Genomic DNA, 21,800 nt, shown 5'->3' with positions numbered 1-21,800 from the left:
CTTTCCGGTCACCCGGCCAAAGGCGTTTTCTCCAAGCGCATCAAGGGTTTGGCGCGTTTTTTCGGCTTGACGGGAGGGGAAAACATGGTATGGTACGGGCCGCATGGCAAAAGTACCCGTAATCAATCTTCGCAAGGGACACGCGGTTAATCATAACAATGACGTTTGCGTCGTGGTCAGCATGGAGCACAAGTGCCCCCCCCGCATGGCCTCCTACGTGCAAATGAGCATCCGCAGCATTTCCACCAAGAAGGTATATAACCTTCGCCTGACTTCCAATGAATCCCTGGAAGGCGTAAACCTCGCCCGTGAGGAATATGAGTTCAGCTACATTGACGGCATGGGCTACCACTTCATGAACCCCGATACGTACGAAGACATTACCGTGTCTCCGGACATCGTGGAACCCGTCAAGGATTACCTGATGGAAGGCAACATCTACATTCTGCTTTTTACGGATGAGACGGTTGTTTCCGTGGAACTCCCCGCCGCCATCACCATGGAAGTGGCGGAAGCTCCGGAAGGCGTCAAGGGCGACAGCGCGAACAACGTTTACAAGTCCGCCACGATGACCACCGGCTTGGTGGTGCAGGTGCCCCTTTTCATCAAGCCCGGCGAAAAGATTTCCGTAAAGACGGAAGACGGCTCCTACCTGGGCCGCGTGAATTAAACGTTCCCTTTTCCTGTTATTTGAAGAGTCCCGTCCGGGTTTTATCCGGCCGGGGCTTTTTCATGAGGGGACGGCGCGGAAAAAGACCAGAAGACGGGCCGGAGTACGGGCTTTACATTTGAAGCCGCGTCCAGTAAGCCATTTTCATTGTAATATTTTACTCCATGAAAAAGTTTATTGTCTTGTTGTGGATAGGGCTGCTGGCCGCTTTTCTGCCGGCGGATTGTGCCGCCGCAGTGAAGCTGGCCTGTCTGGGGGACAGCATCACCGCCGGGATGGGGGTTAAAAAGGAAGACTGCTGGGTATCCCGGATTGCGAAGACCCTGGACAGGAAGGCGGAAGTAGGAAACTTCGGCGTATCGGCGCGCTGCCTGCTGTTCAAGGGGGACCGCCCCATCACGCGGGAGAAGGCTTATCAGGACGCGCTGGCGTTCAAGCCTGACATGCTGTTGATAGGCCTGGGCACCAATGACAGCAAAAAAGTGAATTGGAGCCACAAGGATGATTTTGTAAACAATTACAAGGAGATCATCACGGAATTCCGCAAGCAGAATCCCAAATTGAAGGTATACTGCCTGCTGCCCATTCCCTCCCAGGAGGCCAGGGAAGGGGGGATCAGCAGGGAATGCATTGAAAAGGAAATCATTCCGCTCATCCGGCAGGCAGCTAAAAGCACCAAATCCAGGGTGATCGACCTCAACAAGGTGATGAAGGACAAGGGCGCCCTGCTGGTGGACGGCGTGCATCCCAATGCGGAAGGGCATGCCCTCATGGCGGAACACATTCTCCTGGTGCTCAAGGGGAAGGCCCTGGAATAACGGCCTGCCCCCGTTCCCGGAGGCGGGGGCTTTTTACAGGAGAAGACAGGGGGTAAAGGGGACTTACGGGCGCAGGGGCGCTGGAATTCCTTTTTACTTTGCCCCTTCCGTCCATCCCGTACGTCCCTGTCTTAAAACGGAACGGTTACCGGGAGGCCTGCTGTTTCTTTTCCGGCTGGGCCGGGATGGTCCCCTTGTGGGGGGAATCCTTCTTCTGGTATATGCGGACGTAATCTATTTCATACTTCTGGGGCAGGGGCAGTTTATTCAGATCGCCTCCTGTGGAGCCCATGGCCAGGTTCAGGATGATGAAATGGGGCTGACGGAAGGGATTGGCGACTTCCTTGTAAACGGCGTTGACGGTGTTGTCCAGGGGCGTCCTGTTCAGCAGGATGTCGTCCGCATACAGGCGCACTTCCTTTTCATCCCAGTCCATGCGGAAGACATGGAAGCTGTCCGCCCAGTCCGCATGCCTTTTCTGGAGCCATTTGAGCGGCGTGTAGGTAGTGCTCCATTTGCCCACGTGTTTTTTGGGGGAGGCCCAGCAGAGGTTGGCCAGGTAGGTGGACTGGTAGTACTCCATGATGTCTATTTCCCCGCACATGGGCCATCCTTCCTTGACGCCCATGGTCCAGAAGGCGGGCCACATGCCCTCCCGCGGGCTGAATCTGGCCCGGATTTCAAACCGCCCGTACAGCCAGGAAAACTTGCCGCGCGTGGTCAGGGAGGCGGAGGTGTAATCCGCTTCCTTGCGCGTCGTCTGCCAATTCTTTCCCGCCGGGTCATAATGGGGATTGGCGTGTTTTTCCTTTTTGCCTTCAATAATCAGCATGCCGTCCTCGCACCGGGCGTTTTCCGGCTGGTACCACTGTTCCTCCTTGTTGCGGACGAATCCGTGTTCGTAATTCCACTTGGCGGGGTCCGGGCGGCCGTCCTTGTCGAACTCGTCGTGCCAGACGAGTTCGTAATCGGAATAATCCGCTTTTTCCACCACCCTCTCGGTTTTTTTGACGCCGTCCCCGTGCAGGGTGTAAAGCTGGGCATGGAGGGGGGCGGACAACAGGGCCGTGCAGGCCAGGACTCGGAACAGGGTGGGAGCGGTCATTATGAAGGGATGAAGGTGTTTGTTACTGTTACGGGGCCGCGGGCGTTTTTTTGTCATTTTTTATTGGAAAAGGGTGAAGCCGCGAAAGCGGCTTGAGAAACGGGATTGATGAGATTAGTTTCACCTAACAACATGGGAGCCTTCTTTGGTCCCGGAAAATCAAACACTCCGTTTTAACGACAATGGAAGAAAAGAACTATCTTGTTTCCGGCATGCATTGCGCCGGTTGTGCTGCCAAGGTGGAGCGCGCCGTGGAGGGATTGGAGGGTGTGGAGCGCGTAGAGCTGAATTTGCTGACGGGGCGGATGACCGTTCTGTTTGAAAAGCCCGATTCGCCCGCCAGGGGGCGCATTGCGTCCGTAGTGGAGAAAGCCGGCTTCCACCTGGCGGACTGGCGGGAGGAACCGTTTTCCGGTGCGGATGGGGAGGAAAGCCAGGGGCAGGAGGAAACGGGAGGCTCCCGCCTCGTTTGGTCCGTTCTGCTGCTGGCGCCTCTGATGTATCTGTCCATGGGGCCCATGTGGCACTGGCCCGTTCCGGGAGGGGGCTGGGGGCTCTGGATGAATTTGTGGGCGCAGTGCATTCTGGCGGCCGCGATTCTGTGGCTGAACCGGCATTATTTAATCAACGGCGTGCGCCAGCTTGCCGCGCTGTCTCCCAATATGGATTCCCTGATCGCCATCGGCTCCGGTTCCGCCTTCCTGTACGGGCTGTATCTGTTGATTGCGGCGCTGTGGCAGGGCGCCAACGTGGACGGAATGGAACTGTATTTTGAATCCGCGGCCATGATCGTCACCCTGATTTCCCTGGGGAAATATCTTGAACGCCGTTCCTACCGCAAGACGAACGCCGCCGTGAAAGGGCTGGTGAAGCTGGTTCCCCAGGAGGCCCTGGTTTGGCATGACGGCGCGGAGCGCGCCGTCCCGCTGGATGAACTTCATTCCGGGGACCTGGTGGTGGTGAAAACCGGGCAGAGGATTCCGGTGGACGGCGTCATTGAAGAAGGGCAGGCCGCGCTGGATGAATCGGACCTGACGGGGGAAAGCATGCCGGTGGACAAGACGGCGGGAGACCGGGTGATCAGCGGCACGTTCAACCGGGCCGGGTATCTCAAGGTACGTGCGGAACGCGTGGGCAGGGACTCCACGCTGGCCCGCATGATCCGCCTGGTGGAGGAGGCCAGCCAGTCCAAGGCTCCGGTTGCACGGCTGGCGGACCGGGTGTGTTATTTCTTTGTCCCTGCGGTGATTGCCATTGCCCTGGTGTCGTTGGTTGCGTGGCTGGCTGCCGGGGAGGGATTTTCCTTCGCTCTTGCCAGGGCGATTGCGGTGCTGGTGATTTCCTGCCCCTGCGTTCTGGGGCTTGCCACGCCCATCGCCATCATGGTAGGGACGGGCAGGGGCGCGCGGCTGGGCATCCTGTGCAAGTCCGCCGGAGCTTTGGAGGCTTTGAGCCGCGTGGATACCGTCGTTTTTGACAAAACGGGAACCCTGACGGAAGGGGAGCCCCGTGTGGTGGCCGTTCTGCCGGAGCCGGCCATGAATGCGGATGAACTGGTGGAAATGGCGGCGGCTTTGGAGCAGGGATCGGAACATCCGGTAGGGAAAGCCGTTTATGAACACGCCAGGCTGCTGGAACTCCCCATCCGCGCCGTGGCGGATTTGTCCGTTGTGCCGGGCCGCGGCATTTCCGGCGTAGTGGACGGCGTGCCCTATGCGGTGGGCAATCCCGGCTTCATGCAGGACAAGGGCATCTCCTGGAAGGAGGAGGAAGGCCGCCTCCGGGAGTTCATGCGGCAGGGCGCGTCCCCGCTGTATGTAGGGAGGGGAGACCGCCCTGCGGGAGTGATCATGGTGGCGGATTCTCTGAAACCGGACAGCCGGGCGGCGGTGGATTATCTGAAGCGGATGAACCTGCGCGTGGTCATGCTGACGGGGGACAATGCCGCCACGGCGCGGCACATGGCCGGGGAACTGCACATTGATGAAGTGATTTCCGACGTGCTTCCGGATGAGAAGGCCTCCCATGTGATGAAGATGGAGGAACGCGGGGACAAGGTGGCGATGGTGGGGGACGGCGTGAACGACGCCCCGGCGCTGGCCTGCGCCCGGGTGGGCATCTCCATGAAGTCCGGAACGGAGCTGGCGATGGAGTCCTCCGACATCGTGCTGATGAAGAGCAATCCCGTGGGCGTGGCGGAAGCCCTTCAACTGGGCCGCACCACCCTGCACATCATCAGGCAGAACCTCTTCTGGGCCTTCTTTTACAACATCATCGGCATTCCGCTGGCCGCCGGGTGCCTGTATCCGGCCTTCGGCCTTACGCTGAATCCCATGATTGCCGCCGGGGCCATGAGTTTAAGCTCCCTGTGCGTGGTGTTCAATTCCCTGCGGCTGCGCGGCTTCAAGCCCCGTCTGGAAAAATAAGGCGGCCTCTTCCTTTTTGGCGCCCTCCGTTCAGGAGGGCTGCAGCAGGGCCTGCGCCAGCGTGCGGGCGTGGTCCCCGCCGCCGCCCAGCATGCGGACCAGCTCGTCTATCCGGTCTTCATGGCTCACCTCCCGCAGGCAGGAGATGGTGCGGTTGCCCGCGGAAGCCTTCTGGACCAGGTAGTGATGGGAGGCCAGGGCCGCCACCTGCGGAAAGTGCGTGATGGAGATGACCTGGTGCCGGTTCCCGAGCTGCTGCATCTTGAAGCCGACGGCCCGCGCCACTTCCCCGCCCACGTTGGCGTCTATTTCGTCAAATACCAGCAGGGGGGTGGAGTCCTTGTGCGCCAGGGCGCTTTTAATCGCCAGCATGATGCGCGCCAGCTCCCCGCTGGAGGCAATCAGCCGGAGAGGCTTGGAGGGTTCGCCCGGATTGGGACCGAACAGGAATTCCACCGTTTCCATTCCCTGGGAGCCGGGTTCCTGGAGGGGGGAGAGCCCTACTTCAAAGACGGCCTGGCGGAAGCCCAGTTCCCGGGAGTGCTTGACGATGGAGGAAGCCAGTTTGGGCGCGGATGCCTGCCGCGCTTTGGTCAGGGCCTGTCCGGCGGCGTCCACCTGCTTGCGCAGAACGGCGATGGAGGCCCGCAGTTCTTCCAGGCGTTCCGTGCGGTGCTCGATGCGGTCCAGGCGGTGGGCCGCCTCCTCCCTCCGGGCGCAGACGTCTTCAAAGGAAGGGCCGTATTTCATTTTCAGGGATTCCAGCAGGTTGATGCGCTCCTCCAGTTGGAAGAGCTCCCGGGGATCACAATCCAGCTCGGAGGAATAATCCGCCAGGCGTCCTTCAATTTCCTTAAGCTCCAGATTCACTTCCGCCAGCGGGGCCAGCCACGCGGCTGTGGAGGCGTCCATGCGTTCCAGTTCGTGCGCCGCCCGGGTCAGTTCCCTCAACTGGGAACCCAGGCCGGGCACGTCCGTTTCCTCCAGCATGGCAAGCATTCTGGAAACCTGTTCCTGAAGCCTGGTGCCGTTGCGGGCGCGCTGCCAGCGTTCTTCCAGCGTGAGCACTTCCTCCGGCGTAAAGGCGGCGGCGTCTATCTCATCCACCTGGTGGCGCAGCAGCTCTATTTCCCGCGCGGTGGCCGCTTCCGCATGCTCCAGGTCGTCATAGGCCCGGCGCGCGTCCTGCCATTGCCGCCACGCGTCCGCGTAGGCGTGCAGCAGGGGGGCGTGCTCCCCAAAGGCGTCCAGCAGGGAAAGCTGCCTCTCCTGGGAGATCAGGGAGCGGTGGTCGCTGGGGCCGTGCATGTCCACCAGGCAGGCGCCCGCCTCCCGCAGCAGGTTCAGGGTGCACGGGCTGTCGTTCAGGAACTGGCGGTTGGCCGTGGAGGAAATGATGCGCTTGATGATCAGGTTGCCGTCTTCGCAGGGCGGCACGCCGTGTTCGTTCAGAATGCCGTGCACGGGGGAGGATTCCGGCAGATGGAACACGGCTTCCACGCTGCATTGCTGTTCTCCGGACCGGATGAGCGTTTTGTCCGCGCGTTCCCCCAGCGCCAGGCGTATGGCGCCGATGATGACGGATTTGCCCGCCCCCGTTTCCCCCGTGATGCAGATGAAACCGGAGCTGGGTTCCCAGAGCAGCTGGTCCACGAGGGCCAGGTTTCTAATTTTCAGCAATGTAAGCATTCGGGCTTTGGATTTTGAATGCATTATGGCATCATTTGCTCTAAACGCAATCATGACCTCTGTGATGAACATTCTCTTTCTGGGCACCGGAACGTCCACCGGAGTTCCGCAGATAGGTTGCTCCTGTGCGGTCTGCACGTCCCCGGACCCCAGAAACAAGCGGTTGCGTTCTTCAGTTTACGTGGAGGCCGCGGGCACCCGCATTCTGCTGGATTCCTCCCCGGATCTGCGTCAGCAGGCCCTGCGGGAAAACATCACGGACGTGGACGCCGTGCTGTACACGCACGCCCATGTGGACCACGTGGGCGGCTTTGACGATTTGCGCGCCTTCTGCTGGCGCAGGTCCGGCGGCCTGCCCCTGTACGCTTCCCCGCAGACGATGGAGGCCCTGCGGACCATGTACGGCTGGGCGTTTGAACCCAAAACGGGCCGGAGCGGCTACGTCAGGCCGGAACCTCACGAGGTGACGGAGCCGTTCCGCGTAGGGAGCGTGCTGGTGACGCCTCTTCCCGTAATGCATGCCGGGGTGGAGACTTATGCCTACGTGCTGGAGGCGGAAGGGCAGCGGCTGGCATACATGCCGGATGTGAAAAGCATCCCGGAGGCCTCCCTGGAGGCCATGAAAGGGGTTGACCTGCTGATTATTGACGGGCTGCGCTATCATCTGCACCCCACGCACCTGTGCCTGAAGGAATCCCTGGCCGCCATTGCCGCCATCCGGCCCAGGCGCGCCGTGCTGACCCACATGTCCCACGACATGGATTACGGGGTTCTTTCCGGCAAGCTGCCGGAGAACGTCATGCCTGCCTACGACGGGCTGAGGCTGTCCCTGCCGTGATTTTCACCCTTCATTTCCATCAGGCCATGACTGCTGCAAACAATCCTGACCAGCCCGGCGCGCGGATGCCGTGCGAGACCAGAAAGGTGTTCGGCTTTTCCGTGGCCGTCAGCTCCGTGGAGGAAATGAGCTCTGCCCTGGCGGAACGTGCCCTGGAAGCGCAGGCCCCGTGCCTAGTGGCTGCCGCGGACGCGCACGTGATAACCCTCGGCGTTCATGACCGGGGTTATGGGGCCGTGCTGGAACGGATGGACGTGGTTTGCCCGGACGGAATGCCTGTGGTGTGGAAGCTGAACAGGGGCCTTCCCGCAGGGGAAAGGAGCGCCGAACGCGTGAGCGGGCCGGACCTGATGGAAGCCCTGGTGCGGGCGAATGCGGAGTATCTGGGTCTGCGCCATTTTTTGCTGGGCGGAGATGAAGGGACGCTGGAGACCCTGGCGTCCGCATTGAAGGAGAAGTACCCGGCTTTTCATCTGGCCGGCGTGCATTCCCCGCCATTCCGTTCCTGGACGGAGGAAGACCGGAGGGACATGAGGGAGGCCATCGCCTCAAGCGGAGCCAATGTGGTGTGGGTGGGCCTGGGCTGCCCCAAGCAGGAACGGTGGATGGCGGAACAGAAGGAGCTGCTGCCCCCGGCGGTTTATGTGGGAGTGGGGGCCGCATTTGCCTTTCATGCCGGAACGGTGAAACGCGCTCCCCGGTGGATGCAGAGGAACGGCCTGGAATGGCTGTACCGCATTTACCGGGAACCGGGACGGCTGCTCCGGCGGTACCTCAAGCATAACAGCCTGTTCGTGTGGTATGTGCTGACGGGGAGGTAAAAACTCTTTTCCCGATGCGGGCGCCCCGGACATGGGGCGCAGGTTATTTTGGCCTTGTACCGTTCCCGTGCGGATTTATCATGGCTTGGCCGGGTTCTGCACGCCCGCAGGGGTGCAGCTGGCGTTTTCCATCCTTCCATCTCCTCTAACTTCTTTTCCTCATGTTCTTTCGCCGCATTCCCCGGAAAAGCTGGTATGAAAAAGCCGTGGAACGCGTTTTCAGGGACAGGAGGTTGTGTGAGGAAAAATTGCCTCCCTTCGGCTGCGTTCGCGGGGAAAATGGTTTTCTGTACCGGACAAAGCTGCTGAACGGGCAGCTCTGTATGGAATTTGAAATACATGCGGAGGGCTCCGTCAGCGTAACGGTGCGTGATGCGGACGGGAAGAGTATCCCTCATCTTGCTCAGGGAGAGACGGACAGGTTGCGGGAGAGGGCGCTCCGCAGGGAATATGAGGAAGAGCTGTGGCATGTGGCGGAGTGCTGCTTTGAACCTGATTTCTTCAAGGGCGATCCTGCCCGGAGCCTCGTCGCGCACGTCCGGGAGGCTTACGGGGATGAATTGGAATTCCTGTGGAGGAAGTCGCCGGGAAGCGCTGTCGTGCGGCGGAAGGACACGGAAAAATGGTATGCCGTTTTTCTGGCTGTGCCGCGGTTGAAACTGGGCGGCAGTTCCAGGGAAAGGGTGGAGGTGCTGAATCTGCGGGTCCGCCCTGGGGAGCTCGAGGGCCTTGTGGACCATCACAGCCGTTTTCCGGCCTACCACATGAATAAGAAAAGCTGGGTGAGCCTTTGCCTGGACGGGACCGTCTCCTTTGAGGAGCTGGCCGCGCGCCTGGAGACCAGCCGCCGGCTTGCCGGGAAGTAAACGCCGCTGCCGGCGGTTTTCCGGAGGGCTTATGTTTTCCTCACCCGGAATGCGGCGGCGGAGTTTGCAGGTGGTAAGGCGGGACGGGACTCTTGACCCGGAAGGGGGCCGGGCCTACAGTGGGGGCATGAACGTTGAAGAAAAGGCTCTGTCCACCTTCCGCACAGAACCCTGGCGCCACAACTGCGCCCAGGCCGTTTGCGCGGCCCTGGGAAGGGAGGATTTGCTGGAAGCCGTCTCCGCGTGCGGCACGGGAAGAGCGCCTGACGGGGTATGCGGCGCCTTGTATGGAGCGCTCCTGTGCACGCCCGTGCAGTCAAGGGAGGAGCTGAAGCGGCGGTTTGTGGAGAAGCTGGGTTATTCCCATTGCAGGGAGCTGAAAAAAGAAGGCTGCGTTCCGTGCCGGGACTGCGTTGCTTCCGCGGCGTTTATGGCTTTTGATTTGCAGGAGTGAACGCAGAATGACACGACTGTATTCATAGATTTTCATGAAGAAAGAGTCTATTGGAATGAATCCAAATAGAACAACGTCATGAAAAAATTGATATATGCTATAGCAGCGGTAGCCGTTGCAGTTCCGGTAGTGGCCCTGGCGCAGAGCGCCTGCAACAGCGGTTCCTGCACCAAGGGTGACAAGGACATGGCTGAAGCCAAGGAACACATGAAAAAGGGCGCCAAAGCCGCCAAGGACGCCGCTTCCGAAAAAATGAAGGAAGGCAAGCAAGCGGCGAAGGACGCCTACGAAAAGAGCAAGGAAGCCGTCAAGGATACTTACCAGGACAGCAAGGAAGCCGTGGACCATGCGGCGGACAGGGCTGCCGATAAGGCCGAAGCCATTGGCGACGCTGCGAAAAACGGTTAACTCAAACGATTAAAATACAAACCATTTATTTATTATGTGTGACTCCAAAGATCATATGAACCATATGCATGAAGGCTGTGGATGCTCGAAAGATGCCGCTTCCGGCAAGATGGAAGAAGGCAAGAAGGCAATGAAAGACGCCTACGAAAAGAGCAAGGAAGGCGTCAAGGATATGGCTTCCGGCGTAAGTGACAAGGCCAAGTCCATGATGGACAAGGACAAAAACGCTTAATTCCGGCGGTTGAATAAGCCGTTTTCTATTCTGCATCCCGTATGCGGCATGATTTCCCCTTGTCCGGGTTTCCGGACGAGGGGATTTTTATTGGGCGGGATTTTCCGGTTGAGGGCAGCCCTCCCCGGAAGCGTCCATGGCATGCAGGCTGATTTTGTGCCTTTTGCACAGTTCCGCCACCCGGTCACGCTCCAGCAGAATGGTTTTGCCCGCTTCCAGGGCGATTTGCCTGACGCCGCATTCCGCGCACATCTCAATGGTGACGGGGCCGATCGTAGGAATGTCGAAGCGCATGTCATGCCCCAGGCGCGCCACTTTTGCCAGTGTGGCGGGTTTGCCGTTGCCCAGCTCGCCGCTGCGGCGTATGCAGTTGTTGGTGCCTTCAATGGCTTCCACGGCAACTACGGTGCCTCCGTGCACGACGACGGACTGCCCGATGTGAAGGCGGCTGATTTCCTTGGCCATCTGCATGCCGAAAACGGCGTCCTCCCATTGTTCGGTCGTGGGACGCGGTCCGGCGATGTGGCCCGGCTGCGGCATGTGCTCTTCCATGTAGGTGAAGGCGGGGAGGATGGTGAAGCCTTCTTTTTCCGCCTCCGTGATGACGGCCCCCAGCAGGGAGTCCGCGTTTTTCTCCGGCATGCGCATCAGCACGGAAAGGGCGCGGAGGTCCGGGCGGAGGGAGAGAATGTTCTTCGGGTTGATGCCTCCCGCCATGATGACGTTCCGCACGCCGTGCTTTTTCAGGAAGGAGAACGGCTTGCTGATCTGGCCCACGCTGAATTCCTGGTAAGCGTCGCACAGGGGAATGACGGCGGGATTGGTCTCCCCCTTGAAGCCCACGGCCACGATGCGCAGCTCCGGCGTCCGGCGGCGCGCTCCCCGGACGATGTATTCCGGGTAGACGCCGTCTCCGGCTACCAGGCCTAGTACGGGTGGGTCTGTCGTCATGCGGCGTAAAGCGTGCGGGAACGGAGCGGGTTACAGGTATTCCGGGCGCTGGAGCAGTTCCGCCACGCGCTTGAGCAGGCGGCCGATGTCCGCGCCGTCCACCACGCGGTGGTCCCCCGTAGCCACGATGTTGGCCTTGGAGATGGGAATGAAGGCCTCCACCTCGTCGCTCCAGACCGGGGTCTTGGTGACGGCGCCCACCCCCAGGATGATGGATTCGCTGGGCATGGGCATGGGGGCGGCAAAGGTGAGCCCGAAGCCGCCGAAGTTGGTGACTGTGGCGATGCCGCCCGTGCTGTCTTCCGGGGCCAGCCTGCGGCGGCGCGCCTGGGCGATCAGCCTGTTGTAGTCTTCCAGCAGTTCTTCCATCGTCCGTTCGTTCACGCGGCGCAGCACGGGAACCATCACTCCGTCCGCCACCTGGGCGGCGATGCCGATGTCAATGGTTTTGGGGGAAAGGATGTTTTCCCCCACCAGGTAGCCGGCGCATTCCGGGCTTTCCGCCAGGGCCAGGGCCAGGGCGCGGGCAAAGTACAGGGTGATGCCGGGCCGCAGCGGGGAATGCTGCCTGTGCTTGATGAGGGGGTCCATGAACACGGGGCGCCCGGCGGAGGCCAGGGGGCGCGTCCAGCTCCGGCGCATGGCGTCCGCCACGGCCAGCCGCATGGAGGAGGCCTTGCGGTGCGGCCACTGGCTCACGTATTCCAGGAATTCCTCCAGGTCGTCAATGGTGACCCGTCCTCCGGCTCCGGAGCCGGAGATGAAAGCGATGTCCGAGGCGCTCATGCCCAGTTCGTCCATGCGCGCCTTCATCCGGGGGGACATGTAGTGCGCGCCTTTCATGCCGGCGGGCACCGGCAGGCCGCGCACGCTGGGCTGGACTTTCAGGTCCGTGCCGTTTTCCTGGTAGGATTCCCCCGTCAGGCCAAAGTGGACCCCGGCGGGCTTTTCCTCCCGGGCGGAAGCGTCCGGGACGCGCTGGGGCACGGATTCCGGGCTGGCCGGAAGGGAAGGCTGGGTGGAGTCACCGGCCGGGGTGGCCCCGGAACGCTCAATTTCTTCTTCCGTGGCGTCAATCATGGCCATGCAGGCGCCGACCACGATGGATTCCCCTTCCTTGATAAACACGTCGCTCAGGACGCCGCCGCACATGGTGGTGACGCCCATGGTGGCCTTGTTGGTCTCTACCTCAAAGATTTCCTGGTCGGCTTCTACGGTGTCGCCCGGGGCCGCCAGCAGGCGCAGCACGGTGGCTTCCGCAATGGAATCCCCGAGCTGGGGCATCAGAATGGGTACTTTAGGCATGGTGGAAACTGGGTTGAATCAGATGGATAAAAGATGGCGGATGGAGGCGGCGATGGATTCCAGCGTGGGGCGGTGCGCCTTCCACAGGTTGGGATGCTGGGGGATGGGGGTGTCCCTGGCGTTGAGCCGCTGGGGCGGAGCGTCCAGCAGATGGAAGCCTTCCGCCACGATGCGGGAAACGACTTCCGACGTGACGCCCCCCCACGGAAAGTCTTCCCCGACGACCAGGACGCGGCCGGTGCGCGCTACGGAGGCGATGACGGTGTCCATGTCCAGCGGGCGCACCGTGCGGAGGTCCACTACTTCCACTTCATAACCGCTCTCCTTCGCCAGCAGGTCCGCCGCGCGCACGGCTTCCGGCACCATGGCGCTGTACGCCACTACGGTGGCGTGCTTTCCGGTGCGGGCGATCCGGGCCATGCCGAAGGGAATCACCGGGGCTTCCCGGTAGTTGTCCTCCGCCTTCAGCCAGCGGTACAGGAACTTGTGCTCCAGGAAGATGACGGGATCGGGCACTTCCACGGCCTGGCGCAGCATCCAGTAGGCGTCCGCCACGGTGGCCGGGGTCATGACGTGCAGGCCCGGATAGTGGGCGAACAGGGCTTCCAGGCTCTGGCTGTGGAAGGGGCCCGTGCCGGGCGTTCCCCCGCAGGGCAGCCGCACCGTGATGTTGGCGGGAATGCCCGTGCGGTAGTAATGGGTGGCCGCCATGTTGACGATCTGGTTGAAAGCGATGGTGCTGAAGTCGGCAAACTGGACTTCCATGATGGGCTTTTTGCCCATGACGGCGGCTCCGGTGACCATGCCGGCCATGGCGTCCTCACTGATGGGGGCGTCAATCACGCGGTCCGGGAACAACTCCTTGAGGCCCTTGGTCGCTTTGAAAGCGCCGCCGAAAACGCCTATGTCCTGTCCGTACAGGAAGACGTCCTTGTCTTCCGTAAGCAGGTCTTTCTGGGCGTCGTGAATGGCATCAATGTATGTTACGCTCATGGGAATATTCCGTTTGCAGGCTTAATAAGGTCTCCATACCGTGGCGTTCCAGTCCTCCCGGAAGGGGTCCGGCTCCGGTTCCCGCTGCGCGGTAGCCACGGCCAGCTGGACTTCATCGGCATACTGCTTTTTCAGGTCCGCCACTTCTTCCGGCGTCAGCCAGCCGGCTTCCAGCAGTTGCCGTTCCGCGACGGTGACGGGGTCTTTTTTGTCGTACTCATCCTTCAATTCCCTGGGGATGTAGGAGGCGTCGTCATGTTCCCCGTGGCCGCACATGCGCAGGGTCTTGGCCAGCACCCACTGGGGGCCCCTGCCTTCCCTCGCGTTGTTGACGGCGGTGCGGAAGGTTTCCAGCGTAGCCATGAAGTCCGTGCCGTCCGTTTCATGCACGGTGAAGCCGTAGCCGCGGCCCCTGTCCGCCAGGGAGGCTTCCCCAGATTCACGGACATTGGGAGTGGAATAGGCGAATTGATTGTTGGTCACCACGAGCACCAGCGGCAGTTGTTCCACGTTCGCCATGTTGGCGGCTTCGTGAAAGGCGCCTGTGGATGTGGTGCCGTCTCCGCAGAAGGCCACGCCTACGGGGCCGGGAAGCTTGCCGTCCAGCCGCTTGGCAAAAAGGCAGCCGATGACGAAGGCCACCGTGCTGCCCAGATGGCTGATGGGCGCCATGTAGCCTTCCGCCGGCAGTCCGCGGTGGACGTTCCCGTCCCGTCCCTTCATGTAGCCCAGGGCAGAGCCCAGGTAGGAGCGGGCCGCTTCAATGATCGGTTCCCCCCAGGTGATGCGCGCCGCCTGTTCCCGGATGAACGGGGCGATCACGTCATACCCGGCGGTCAGGAAAACGCCGCCGCAGGCGGCAATCGCTTCATGCCCGCGGCCCAGGTAAACGCCGCCCGTGATTTTGCCCGCTTTATACAGGCTGGAAATTTTGGTGTCAAAGGCCCGCGCCAGCAACATGGCCTTGTAAGCCTTGACGGCGCTTTCCTTCAAGTCCGGTTGTGTAGTGTCGCAATGTGCCACCCCATTATTTTATATGCTGCATGGGGAAATGCAATGCCATTTCATGAAACTTCCGGAGACTTCATGCCTGCGGGCCTGAACGGACGTTCCGGCTGCACCGCAGGGCGGCAGGGGCGCGGACGGGGAACTCCGGTTCCCGAAAGGCGTTTTTTACATCCTCTTCACCCATTGCCTGTTCCGGAAAAAATCCCCCGGTTCACTTTCCTTCCGGCGGAAGGGAGCATCTCAGTTCGAATTTGGGATGCACCACATCGTAGTCTCCGGAAAACAATTCCGTTTCCATGATGATTTTATCATACTCCTGCGCAAAAAGTTCGGGAAAGACCAGGGGGGCCTTCCCGATATCGCTTTCCTTCCTGATGGAGCATAGGAAGGAGGCGGCAGGCAGGCGCACGATTTCCTTTAACTGCCGGGCGTCCCTTTTGGTCGCTTCCACCTCCACATACAGGAACCTTTCCGTTCCGGAGCTCCGGTGGAAGGAAAGGAGTCCGGCTTCCGCGCCCAGCCTCAGCTCATTGCGGTTAATGTCATCAAACATGTTGGTAATGAGCACATTGTAATCCGTGCTGTGCTGTTTTCCGGCATAAGGGGCCGTCCAGCAATATTTTTCCGGCAGGGCGTGGACGGTCTGCCCCTCATGGCGTCGGAGGCCTTCCATCCGGTCCATCTGCTTCTGGAATTTTTCCAGCAGGTGCAGTTTCTCCTGAATGTCCCTGATTTTCTGGTGCGCCAGCATGGTGCCGTGGGAAATCAGCTTCTTGTAATGGATTCTCTGCTGGTCCTCGGTCAGAAAGGAGGTGAACTCCTTCAGGGGAATGTCCAGGAAGGTGCAGGCGCGGATGGCGTCCACCACGGGAATCTGGGAGAGGGTGTAATAACGGTAGCCTGTATCCGGGTCCGTATGGGCCGGGCGCAGAATCCCCAGCTGCTCGTAATACCGGAGTGATTTAATATGTACGCCGGTCTGTTTGGACAGATTGCCTATGGTTAGTAAATTCTGCTTGTCCATCCTGTATTGCGGTTGGCGTGGAAACTGATTTTTTCCCGCCGGAGGCGCGCCCGGCGGAAACGGCTGCTGCATGCAAGAGAAATCTTCCTGAAGACGAAATCGTCGCGTCATTCATTTGATTCTTGTTGCCAGCAGCTTACAACAAATGATAAAAAGCCGCTCCACTTAATCTTTTCATTGCCTCTTGACTCTCCCATTATGGGATACTTTACATCTTATGGCAATTGAAAAATCCCCGGTCTTGTCGGAAGCGTGGTTCCGGGGTTTCTTGAGGTCTTATAAAGCATGATTACTGATGAAAACAACTAGTCTCCTTCTTCTCTGCACCACCCTTTTGGCAGCTCTCTCCTCCTGCCGGCAGGGGGATGAAAATCCGGCCGCCGGTTCTCCCGGAGAAATCGTGCCGGAAGTGGCCGTTCTCACGGTGCACGGCACCCAGGTTCCCGTAACCGCCAACCTTCCCGGCCGCATGGAGGCGTACCTCCAGGCGGAAGTGCGCGCCCGCGTGACGGGAATCATTCAGGAACGCTGCTACCAGGAAGGGCAGACGGTCCGCCCGGGCGACCTTCTCTTCAAGATAGATCCGGCTCCGCTCCAGGCCGTGCTGGACGAATGCAAGGCCACGGTAGCGCGCGCCAAGGCCGTGCTGGCGGATGCGGAGGACAAGGCCGCCCGCTATTCCTCCCTGGTGGCCAAGGGCGCCGTCAGCGTGCGGGAGCACAAGCAGGCCATGGCGGAGGAAGACCGGGCCAGGGCGGAATATGCCGCCGCCGCCGCGTCTCTGGAGCAGGCCCGCCTGAATCTGGAATACACCAGGGTGGAAGCGCCCATCTCCGGCCGCGTGCGCCGCGCGCTGGTGACGGAAGGGGCATTTGCCAACCAGAACGAATTCACGCACCTGACCACCATTGAGCAGATAGACCCCATCTATGTCCGCTTCTGCCAGCCGGCCTCCCAGTACAGCAGCCTGCGCCGCGCCGTGGTGTCCGGCCTGTGGAAGGGAGTGCCGCTGGGTGAAATCAAGGTGCGCCTGCTGCTCTCCAATGGGGAGGAATACCCCCATTCCGGCAAGATCATCTTTTCCGACATGGCGGTGGACCCGAATACGGACACCATTGAAATGCGGGCCCAGTTCCCCAATCCGGACTATGAGCTTCTGCCCGGCGCCTATGTGCGCGTGGTATTTGAGAAGGCGGTGCGGGACAACGTGTTCGCCATTCCCCGGGACGCCGTCATCCGCACCGCGCAGGGGGCTTCCGTCTTTGTCGTGGGCCCGGAAGGCGTGCTGGAAATGCGCCCCGTGAAGGCGGATACGCTGAACGGCCGGGAATGGCTGGTTTCGGAAGGCCTCAAGGATGGAGACAAGGTGGCCGTCAGCCACATCATGTCCCTCCGGCCCGGCATGAAGGTCCGCAGCGCCGCGCCCCAGCCGCAATCCAACGCCCAGCAATAACCCGTTATGCCTGATTTCTTTATACGCCGCCCCATTTTTGCCTGGGTAGTCGCCCTGCTGATTTCCCTGATCGGGCTGCTGGCCATTCCCAGCCTGCCTATTGCCCAGTACCCGGACATCGCTCCGCCGGTCATCACCCTGCGCACTACGTATCCGGGCGCCTCCGCCCAGGATACGGAGGAAGCCGTCACCGCCGTGATTGAAAAGGAAATCAACGGAGCTCCCGGCCTGATGTACATGTCCGCCACCAGCAGTTCCGACGGCGCGGTGGAAATCGCCGCCACGTTCACGCAGGGCACGGACCCGGACATTGCCGCCGTGGAAGTGCAGAACAGGCTGAAAATCGTGGAATCCCGCCTGCCGGAATCTGTCCGGAAGGAAGGAGTGTTCGTGGAAAAATCCTCCAACAACATTCAGGCGATGATCTCCCTTTCCTCCACGGGGAACCTGAATGATACGGAACTGGGGGAATGGGCTTCCGCGCGCATCATCCCTGAATTGAAGCGCGTGAAAGGCGTCGGGCGCGTGGAGCTCTTCGGCGCGGAAACGTCCATGCGCATCTGGCCCGATCCGGAAAAGCTGGAAGCGCTGGGACTGACGCCCACGGACATCGTGAATGCCGTGGCCGCCCAGAGCGAGCGCATCATCATCGGTGACATCGGGGGGGCGGCCGTTTCCAAATCCGCCCCCATCAACGCCAGCGTGGTGGCGGAGGAAGCCTTCCGCACGCCGGAGGAATTCGCCTCCATTGCGCTGAGAACGCTTTCAGACGGTTCCTCCGTCAAGCTGGGGGACGTGGCGCGGGTGGAGCTGGGCTCCAACAGCTACGCGTTCTTCTCCCGCTGCAACGGGCAGACCGCCACCGGCATGGCTATCAAGATGGCTCCCGGCTCCAACGCCGTGGAAACCATGGGCCTGCTCAAGGCCAAGATGGATGAGCTGGCCAGGGACTTCCCGCCCGGCGTCACCTACCAGATTCCGTATGAAACCACCCATTTCGTGGAAATCTCCATCCAGAAAGTCATTTCAACCCTGCTGGAAGCCATTCTGCTGGTATTCCTGGTCATGTTCCTGTTCCTGCAGAACTTCCGGGCCACCCTGATTCCCACGCTCGTCGTCCCCGTGGCCCTGCTGGGCACCTTTGCGGTGATGTGGCTCTCCGGGTTCTCCATCAACATGCTCACCATGTTCGCCATGGTGCTCAGCATCGGCATTCTGGTGGACGACGCCATTGTGGTGGTGGAAAATGTGGAACGCATCATGATGGAGGAGGGGCTGGACGCCCGGCGCGCTACGGTAAAAGCCATGAAGCAGATCGGAGGCGCCATCGTGGGCATCACCGCCGTGCTCGTGGCCGTGTTCGTGCCCATGGCCTTTTTCAGCGGAGCGGTGGGGAACATCTACCGGCAATTTGCCGTGACCCTCATTGTATCCATCTCCTTCTCCGCGTTTCTGGCCCTTTCCCTGACTCCGGCTCTGTGCGCCGCCATGCTTAAAGCCTCCTCCGTGGAGCATCAGGAAAAGAAAGGATTCTTCGGATGGTTCAACAGGACCATCCACCGGTCCACGGACCGGTACGGCAATGCCGTATCCGGAATCATCCGCCGCCCCGTACGCTCCCTGTTCCTGTATGTGCTCATCATTGCGGGGGCCGGCTACCTGTACCTCACGCTTCCCACCTCCTTCCTTCCGGAAGAAGACCAGGGCAACTTCATGGCGATGGTTGCCCTGCCTGCCGGGACCTTGCAGGAGGAAACCAGCACCCGGCTGCGGGAGGTGGAGGACTACCTGATGCAGCATGAACCGGTGGAATACGCCTATTCCGTGGGCGGCTTCAGCTTCATGGGCACCGGCACCAACATGGCGATGCTGTTTGTCGGCCTGAAAAACTGGGACGAGCGTTCCGGAGAGGACAACTCCGCCCAGGCGATCATTGACCGGGTCAACGCCCGTTTTGGCGGGGACCGCCAGATGATGGTCATGGCCCTGAACATGCCGTCCCTGCCGGAACTGGGCAGCACGTCCGGCTTCGACTTCCGCCTCCAGGACAAGGGCGGCCTGGGGTATGCCCGCATGGTGGAAGCCCGGGACGAACTCCTGGCCCGCGCCAATGCGGACCCCAACCTGACGGGCGTCTACTTCTCCGGACAGGCGGACACGCCGCGGCTGCACGTCTCCATTGACCGGGAAAAAGCCTTCTCCATGGGAGTGCCCATTACGGAAATCAGCAATTCGCTGGCGGTCATGTTCGGGTCCAGCTATGTGGGGGACTTCATGCATGACAGCCAGGTGCGCCGCATCATTGTGCAGGCGGACGGAAAAAGCCGCCTGAACGGCAATGACATTGAAGACCTGCATGTCCGCAATGACCAGGGGAAGCTTCTGCCCCTCTCCTCCTTCGTCCGGCTGGACTGGACGGCCGGCCCCCCGCAGCTCACGCGCTACAACAACTACCCCTCCTTCACCATCAACGGCTCCTCCGCGCCCGGCAAGAGCAGCGGGGACGCCATGAACGCCCTGGAGCAGATTACCGCCACCCTGCCGCAGGGCGTGGGATTTGAATGGACGGGACAGTCCTATGAAGAAAAGCTTGCCGGGTCCCAGGCCACGCTGCTCTTCGGCCTGTCCATCCTGATCGTCTTCCTGGTGCTGGCGGCCCTGTATGAAAGCTGGTCCATTCCGCTGGCGGTCATCCTGGTGGTGCCCCTGGGCCTGCTCGGAGCCCTGCTGGCCGTCTTCCTGCGCGACATGCCCAACGACATCTACTTCAAGGTGGGCCTGATTACGACCATCGGTCTTTCCGCCAAGAATGCCATCCTGATTGTGGAAGTGGCCAAGGAATTCTACCGGGAAGGCATGGATGTGATGGAAGCTGCCGTTGCCGCCGCCAAACTGCGCCTGAGGCCCATCCTGATGACCTCCCTGGCGTTCGGCGCCGGGGTGGTTCCGCTGGCCTTCGCCCACGGGGCGGCGGCGGGCGCGCAGCGCGCCGTAGGCACGGGGGTGCTGGGCGGCATCATTACGGCCACCCTGCTGGCGATCTTCCTGGTTCCCCCCTTCTTCCGCCTGACAGCCGGAAAGAGGAAACAGGAACACCCGGAAGAAGCATAGGGCACGAGGCTGGAACGGAAACGCCTGGAATACCCCTGCCGCGGAAGGCGCGGGAAGACGGACCCCTGCATGGGACCGCTGCCCGCGCCTGATGCGTTAAAAAAGAGGAGCACGTTTCCGTGCTCCCCGTCTTTCGGGAAAAAGGCTGAAAGAGGTTTTCCTGCGGAGGGAGGGCCTGAAAAGCCTCGTTCTCCGCATGGGCTGGAACCCCGTATGCCGCTGCGCCCGTGCCCCGGGTTATTCCCTGCCGCGCGCGTTCAGGAAGATGAACACGTAATACAGCAGCATGGCCAGGGAGGAAAGCGCGCCCACCACATAGGTCATGGCCGCCCAGAACAGGGCGCTCTTGGCCTTTCCGTGGTCGAAGTAATTCATCAGGTGGGAACGGTCCAGCCATTTCAGAGCTCTGGCGGAAGCGTCAAACTCCACCGGAAGCGTGATGAAGGCGAAGATGGTGGTCATGGCAAACAGGCCGATGCCCAGCCCCAGCACCCACGGGGAACCGCCCATGGCCAGCAGGATAATGCCGATGATCAGCACGATGCTCACCAGATTGGAGGAGAACTGGACGATGGGAACCAGCGCGGACCGCAGGCCCAGCCAGTGATAGGCCTGGGCGTGCTGTACGGCATGCCCCACTTCATGGGCCGCCACCGCCGCGGCGGCAATGCTGTTGGAATTGTAAACGGACTCGCTCAGGTTGACGGTCTTGTCCGCCGGATTGTAATGGTCCGTCAGGTGGCCGGGGGTGGAAATCACCTTCACGTCCGTGATGTGGTTGTCCTTCAGCATCTGTTCCGCCACTTCCCGCCCGGTCACCGGAATGGGAATCTGGGAATATTCGCTGAAACGGCTCTTCATGCGCGCGCTGACCAGCCAGCTCAGAAGCATGGAGCCCAGCAGAATCATCCAGTAAATGGTATAGGAATGCTGCGGGGCGGTTTCCGCCGCCTGGGCCGTGTAGGAAAGGAAGTCGATATTGAATAATTCAATCATTGCAAGTTTGACCTTATATCATAAGGCTTTGTTGAATCCAGAGGGCGCCGTGTCAGCCGCCGGGGGAGGTTCCCCCGGCTTCTGTCATACGGAAACATGCGGAAGAACGGCGCATTCAATCGTCCGCCTTCTGGGAAAGAAGTTTGCCGTCCGGGGCATAGTAAAGCTCCAGTTTGCGGACGGCGGCGGTTTCTGACCGGCAGTCCACCCGGTACTTCAGGGCTCCCCTGGCGGTGATCTGCTTGGCGCGGCGGGGAGCGTACCCCGGGAAATCGCGGGCGATGGCCGCCGTAACGGGGGCGGGCAGATCCTGAAGGCGCATGTCCGCCTTAATCAGGCAGACGGTGCCGTCCGGATAAAGCTTGACGTCGTATTCCAGGCCGTTGAGGTGGAATTCCGCCTCGTAAACGTCTTCGTCGTTGTCGAAATCCCATTCGATGGCGCCGGCGTTCGGATACTGCTTCTGCACCTGTTCCTTCACGGGGGCGGGAACTCGGGAGGCCGGAATATCCGCCAAAGCCGGAAGGGTGAATGCGGCAGCGAGAGTGGTCGTAAGTATACGTGAAATATTCATAAATACGTGATAATTGTATTTATTCAAAAAACAAGAATCTTTTGTGGATGTCTTGTGA

The 21,800-nt window shown here is 60.7% G+C and carries 20 protein-coding genes; 11 read left to right on the top strand and 9 right to left on the bottom strand.

Annotation, left to right across the window (positions count from 1 at the left end):
• Positions 1 to 103 precede the first annotated feature (103 nt).
• A complete protein-coding gene (gene efp / locus P8A25_RS12650; protein ID WP_022396830.1) occupies positions 104 to 670 on the top strand; it encodes an elongation factor P in 567 nt (188 codons plus the stop codon).
• A 164-nt stretch (positions 671 to 834) separates the two neighbouring features.
• Positions 835 to 1,488 (top strand): GDSL-type esterase/lipase family protein, encoded by a 654-nt coding sequence (locus P8A25_RS12645; RefSeq protein WP_215443451.1) that lies wholly within the window; start codon positions 835 to 837, stop codon positions 1,486 to 1,488.
• 145 nt (positions 1,489 to 1,633) lie between these two features.
• On the opposite strand, the gene P8A25_RS12640 is transcribed toward P8A25_RS12645, so the two are convergent.
• Positions 1,634 to 2,593 carry a glycoside hydrolase family 16 protein gene (locus P8A25_RS12640; RefSeq protein ID WP_215443449.1) on the bottom strand — a complete coding sequence of 320 codons (960 nt, stop codon included), beginning with the start codon at positions 2,591 to 2,593 and terminating at the stop codon, positions 1,634 to 1,636.
• 182 nt (positions 2,594 to 2,775) lie between these two features.
• On the opposite strand from P8A25_RS12640, the gene P8A25_RS12635 reads away from it, so the two are divergent.
• Positions 2,776 to 5,019 (top strand): heavy metal translocating P-type ATPase, encoded by a 2,244-nt coding sequence (locus P8A25_RS12635; protein ID WP_215443447.1) that lies wholly within the window; start codon positions 2,776 to 2,778, stop codon positions 5,017 to 5,019.
• 30 nt (positions 5,020 to 5,049) lie between these two features.
• Here P8A25_RS12635 and recN read toward each other — a convergent pair whose 3' ends face one another.
• Positions 5,050 to 6,708 carry a DNA repair protein RecN gene (gene recN / locus P8A25_RS12630; RefSeq protein WP_215443445.1) on the bottom strand — a complete coding sequence of 553 codons (1,659 nt, stop codon included), beginning with the start codon at positions 6,706 to 6,708 and terminating at the stop codon, positions 5,050 to 5,052.
• Positions 6,709 to 6,772: 64 nt separating this feature from the next.
• Here recN and P8A25_RS12625 point away from each other — a divergent pair, with 64 nt between their 5' ends.
• The 6 genes from P8A25_RS12625 to P8A25_RS12600 all read left to right on the top strand — a co-directional run bounded on the left by P8A25_RS12625 (position 6,773) and on the right by P8A25_RS12600 (position 10,327).
• Positions 6,773 to 7,546 (top strand): MBL fold metallo-hydrolase, encoded by a 774-nt coding sequence (locus tag P8A25_RS12625; protein WP_251828051.1) that lies wholly within the window; start codon positions 6,773 to 6,775, stop codon positions 7,544 to 7,546.
• A 26-nt stretch (positions 7,547 to 7,572) separates the two neighbouring features.
• Positions 7,573 to 8,367 (top strand): WecB/TagA/CpsF family glycosyltransferase, encoded by a 795-nt coding sequence (locus tag P8A25_RS12620; protein WP_215443443.1) that lies wholly within the window; start codon positions 7,573 to 7,575, stop codon positions 8,365 to 8,367.
• 161 nt (positions 8,368 to 8,528) lie between these two features.
• Entirely contained in the window at positions 8,529 to 9,233 is a 705-nt protein-coding gene (locus P8A25_RS12615) for an MmcQ/YjbR family DNA-binding protein (RefSeq protein WP_215443441.1), read from the top strand.
• A gap of 127 nt (positions 9,234 to 9,360) precedes the next feature.
• Positions 9,361 to 9,687 carry a hypothetical protein gene (locus P8A25_RS12610; RefSeq protein ID WP_102722223.1) on the top strand — a complete coding sequence of 109 codons (327 nt, stop codon included), beginning with the start codon at positions 9,361 to 9,363 and terminating at the stop codon, positions 9,685 to 9,687.
• Positions 9,688 to 9,765: 78 nt separating this feature from the next.
• Positions 9,766 to 10,095 carry a hypothetical protein gene (locus P8A25_RS12605; RefSeq protein WP_022396819.1) on the top strand — a complete coding sequence of 110 codons (330 nt, stop codon included), beginning with the start codon at positions 9,766 to 9,768 and terminating at the stop codon, positions 10,093 to 10,095.
• Positions 10,096 to 10,150: 55 nt separating this feature from the next.
• Complete coding sequence (locus tag P8A25_RS12600; RefSeq protein ID WP_156340827.1) at positions 10,151 to 10,327, top strand: hypothetical protein; 177 nt, start codon at positions 10,151 to 10,153, stop codon at positions 10,325 to 10,327.
• 87 nt (positions 10,328 to 10,414) lie between these two features.
• On the opposite strand, the gene P8A25_RS12595 is transcribed toward P8A25_RS12600, so the two are convergent.
• The 5 genes from P8A25_RS12595 to P8A25_RS12575 form a co-directional block, all read right to left on the bottom strand.
• Positions 10,415 to 11,278 carry a UDP-2,3-diacylglucosamine diphosphatase LpxI domain-containing protein gene (locus tag P8A25_RS12595; protein ID WP_215443439.1) on the bottom strand — a complete coding sequence of 288 codons (864 nt, stop codon included), beginning with the start codon at positions 11,276 to 11,278 and terminating at the stop codon, positions 10,415 to 10,417.
• A 30-nt stretch (positions 11,279 to 11,308) separates the two neighbouring features.
• Positions 11,309 to 12,583: a 2-oxo acid dehydrogenase subunit E2 gene (locus P8A25_RS12590; protein WP_022396815.1), complete on the bottom strand. Its 1,275-nt coding sequence runs from the start codon at positions 12,581 to 12,583 to the stop codon at positions 11,309 to 11,311.
• 18 nt (positions 12,584 to 12,601) lie between these two features.
• Positions 12,602 to 13,576 carry an alpha-ketoacid dehydrogenase subunit beta gene (locus P8A25_RS12585; protein ID WP_102730168.1) on the bottom strand — a complete coding sequence of 325 codons (975 nt, stop codon included), beginning with the start codon at positions 13,574 to 13,576 and terminating at the stop codon, positions 12,602 to 12,604.
• Between the two features lie 21 nt (positions 13,577 to 13,597).
• On the bottom strand, positions 13,598 to 14,569 hold the full coding sequence (locus tag P8A25_RS12580) for a thiamine pyrophosphate-dependent dehydrogenase E1 component subunit alpha (RefSeq protein WP_404838721.1): 972 nt from the start codon (positions 14,567 to 14,569) through the stop codon (positions 13,598 to 13,600).
• Between the two features lie 226 nt (positions 14,570 to 14,795).
• Entirely contained in the window at positions 14,796 to 15,608 is an 813-nt protein-coding gene (locus P8A25_RS12575) for a MerR family DNA-binding transcriptional regulator (protein ID WP_180971634.1), read from the bottom strand.
• Between the two features lie 295 nt (positions 15,609 to 15,903).
• Here P8A25_RS12575 and P8A25_RS12570 point away from each other — a divergent pair, with 295 nt between their 5' ends.
• Entirely contained in the window at positions 15,904 to 17,061 is a 1,158-nt protein-coding gene (locus tag P8A25_RS12570; protein ID WP_022396811.1) for an efflux RND transporter periplasmic adaptor subunit, read from the top strand.
• Positions 17,062 to 17,067: 6 nt separating this feature from the next.
• Positions 17,068 to 20,172, top strand: coding sequence for an efflux RND transporter permease subunit (locus P8A25_RS12565; protein ID WP_215443437.1), 3,105 nt, complete (start codon positions 17,068 to 17,070; stop codon positions 20,170 to 20,172).
• Between the two features lie 237 nt (positions 20,173 to 20,409).
• Here the strand turns inward: P8A25_RS12565 and P8A25_RS12560 are convergent, their stop codons facing one another.
• Positions 20,410 to 21,081: a zinc metallopeptidase gene (locus P8A25_RS12560; protein ID WP_102722270.1), complete on the bottom strand. Its 672-nt coding sequence runs from the start codon at positions 21,079 to 21,081 to the stop codon at positions 20,410 to 20,412.
• Between the two features lie 202 nt (positions 21,082 to 21,283).
• Positions 21,284 to 21,742 carry a PepSY-like domain-containing protein gene (locus tag P8A25_RS12555; protein WP_102726427.1) on the bottom strand — a complete coding sequence of 153 codons (459 nt, stop codon included), beginning with the start codon at positions 21,740 to 21,742 and terminating at the stop codon, positions 21,284 to 21,286.
• Positions 21,743 to 21,800: the final 58 nt, after the last annotated feature.

Origin of the sequence: Akkermansia sp. BCRC 18949, from assembly GCF_045011645.1 — a bacterium.
Taxonomy (GTDB): domain Bacteria; phylum Verrucomicrobiota; class Verrucomicrobiia; order Verrucomicrobiales; family Akkermansiaceae; genus Akkermansia; species Akkermansia massiliensis.
Note: the sequence above shows the minus strand (reverse complement) of the source record. Positions and strands in the feature narration are given on the sequence as shown.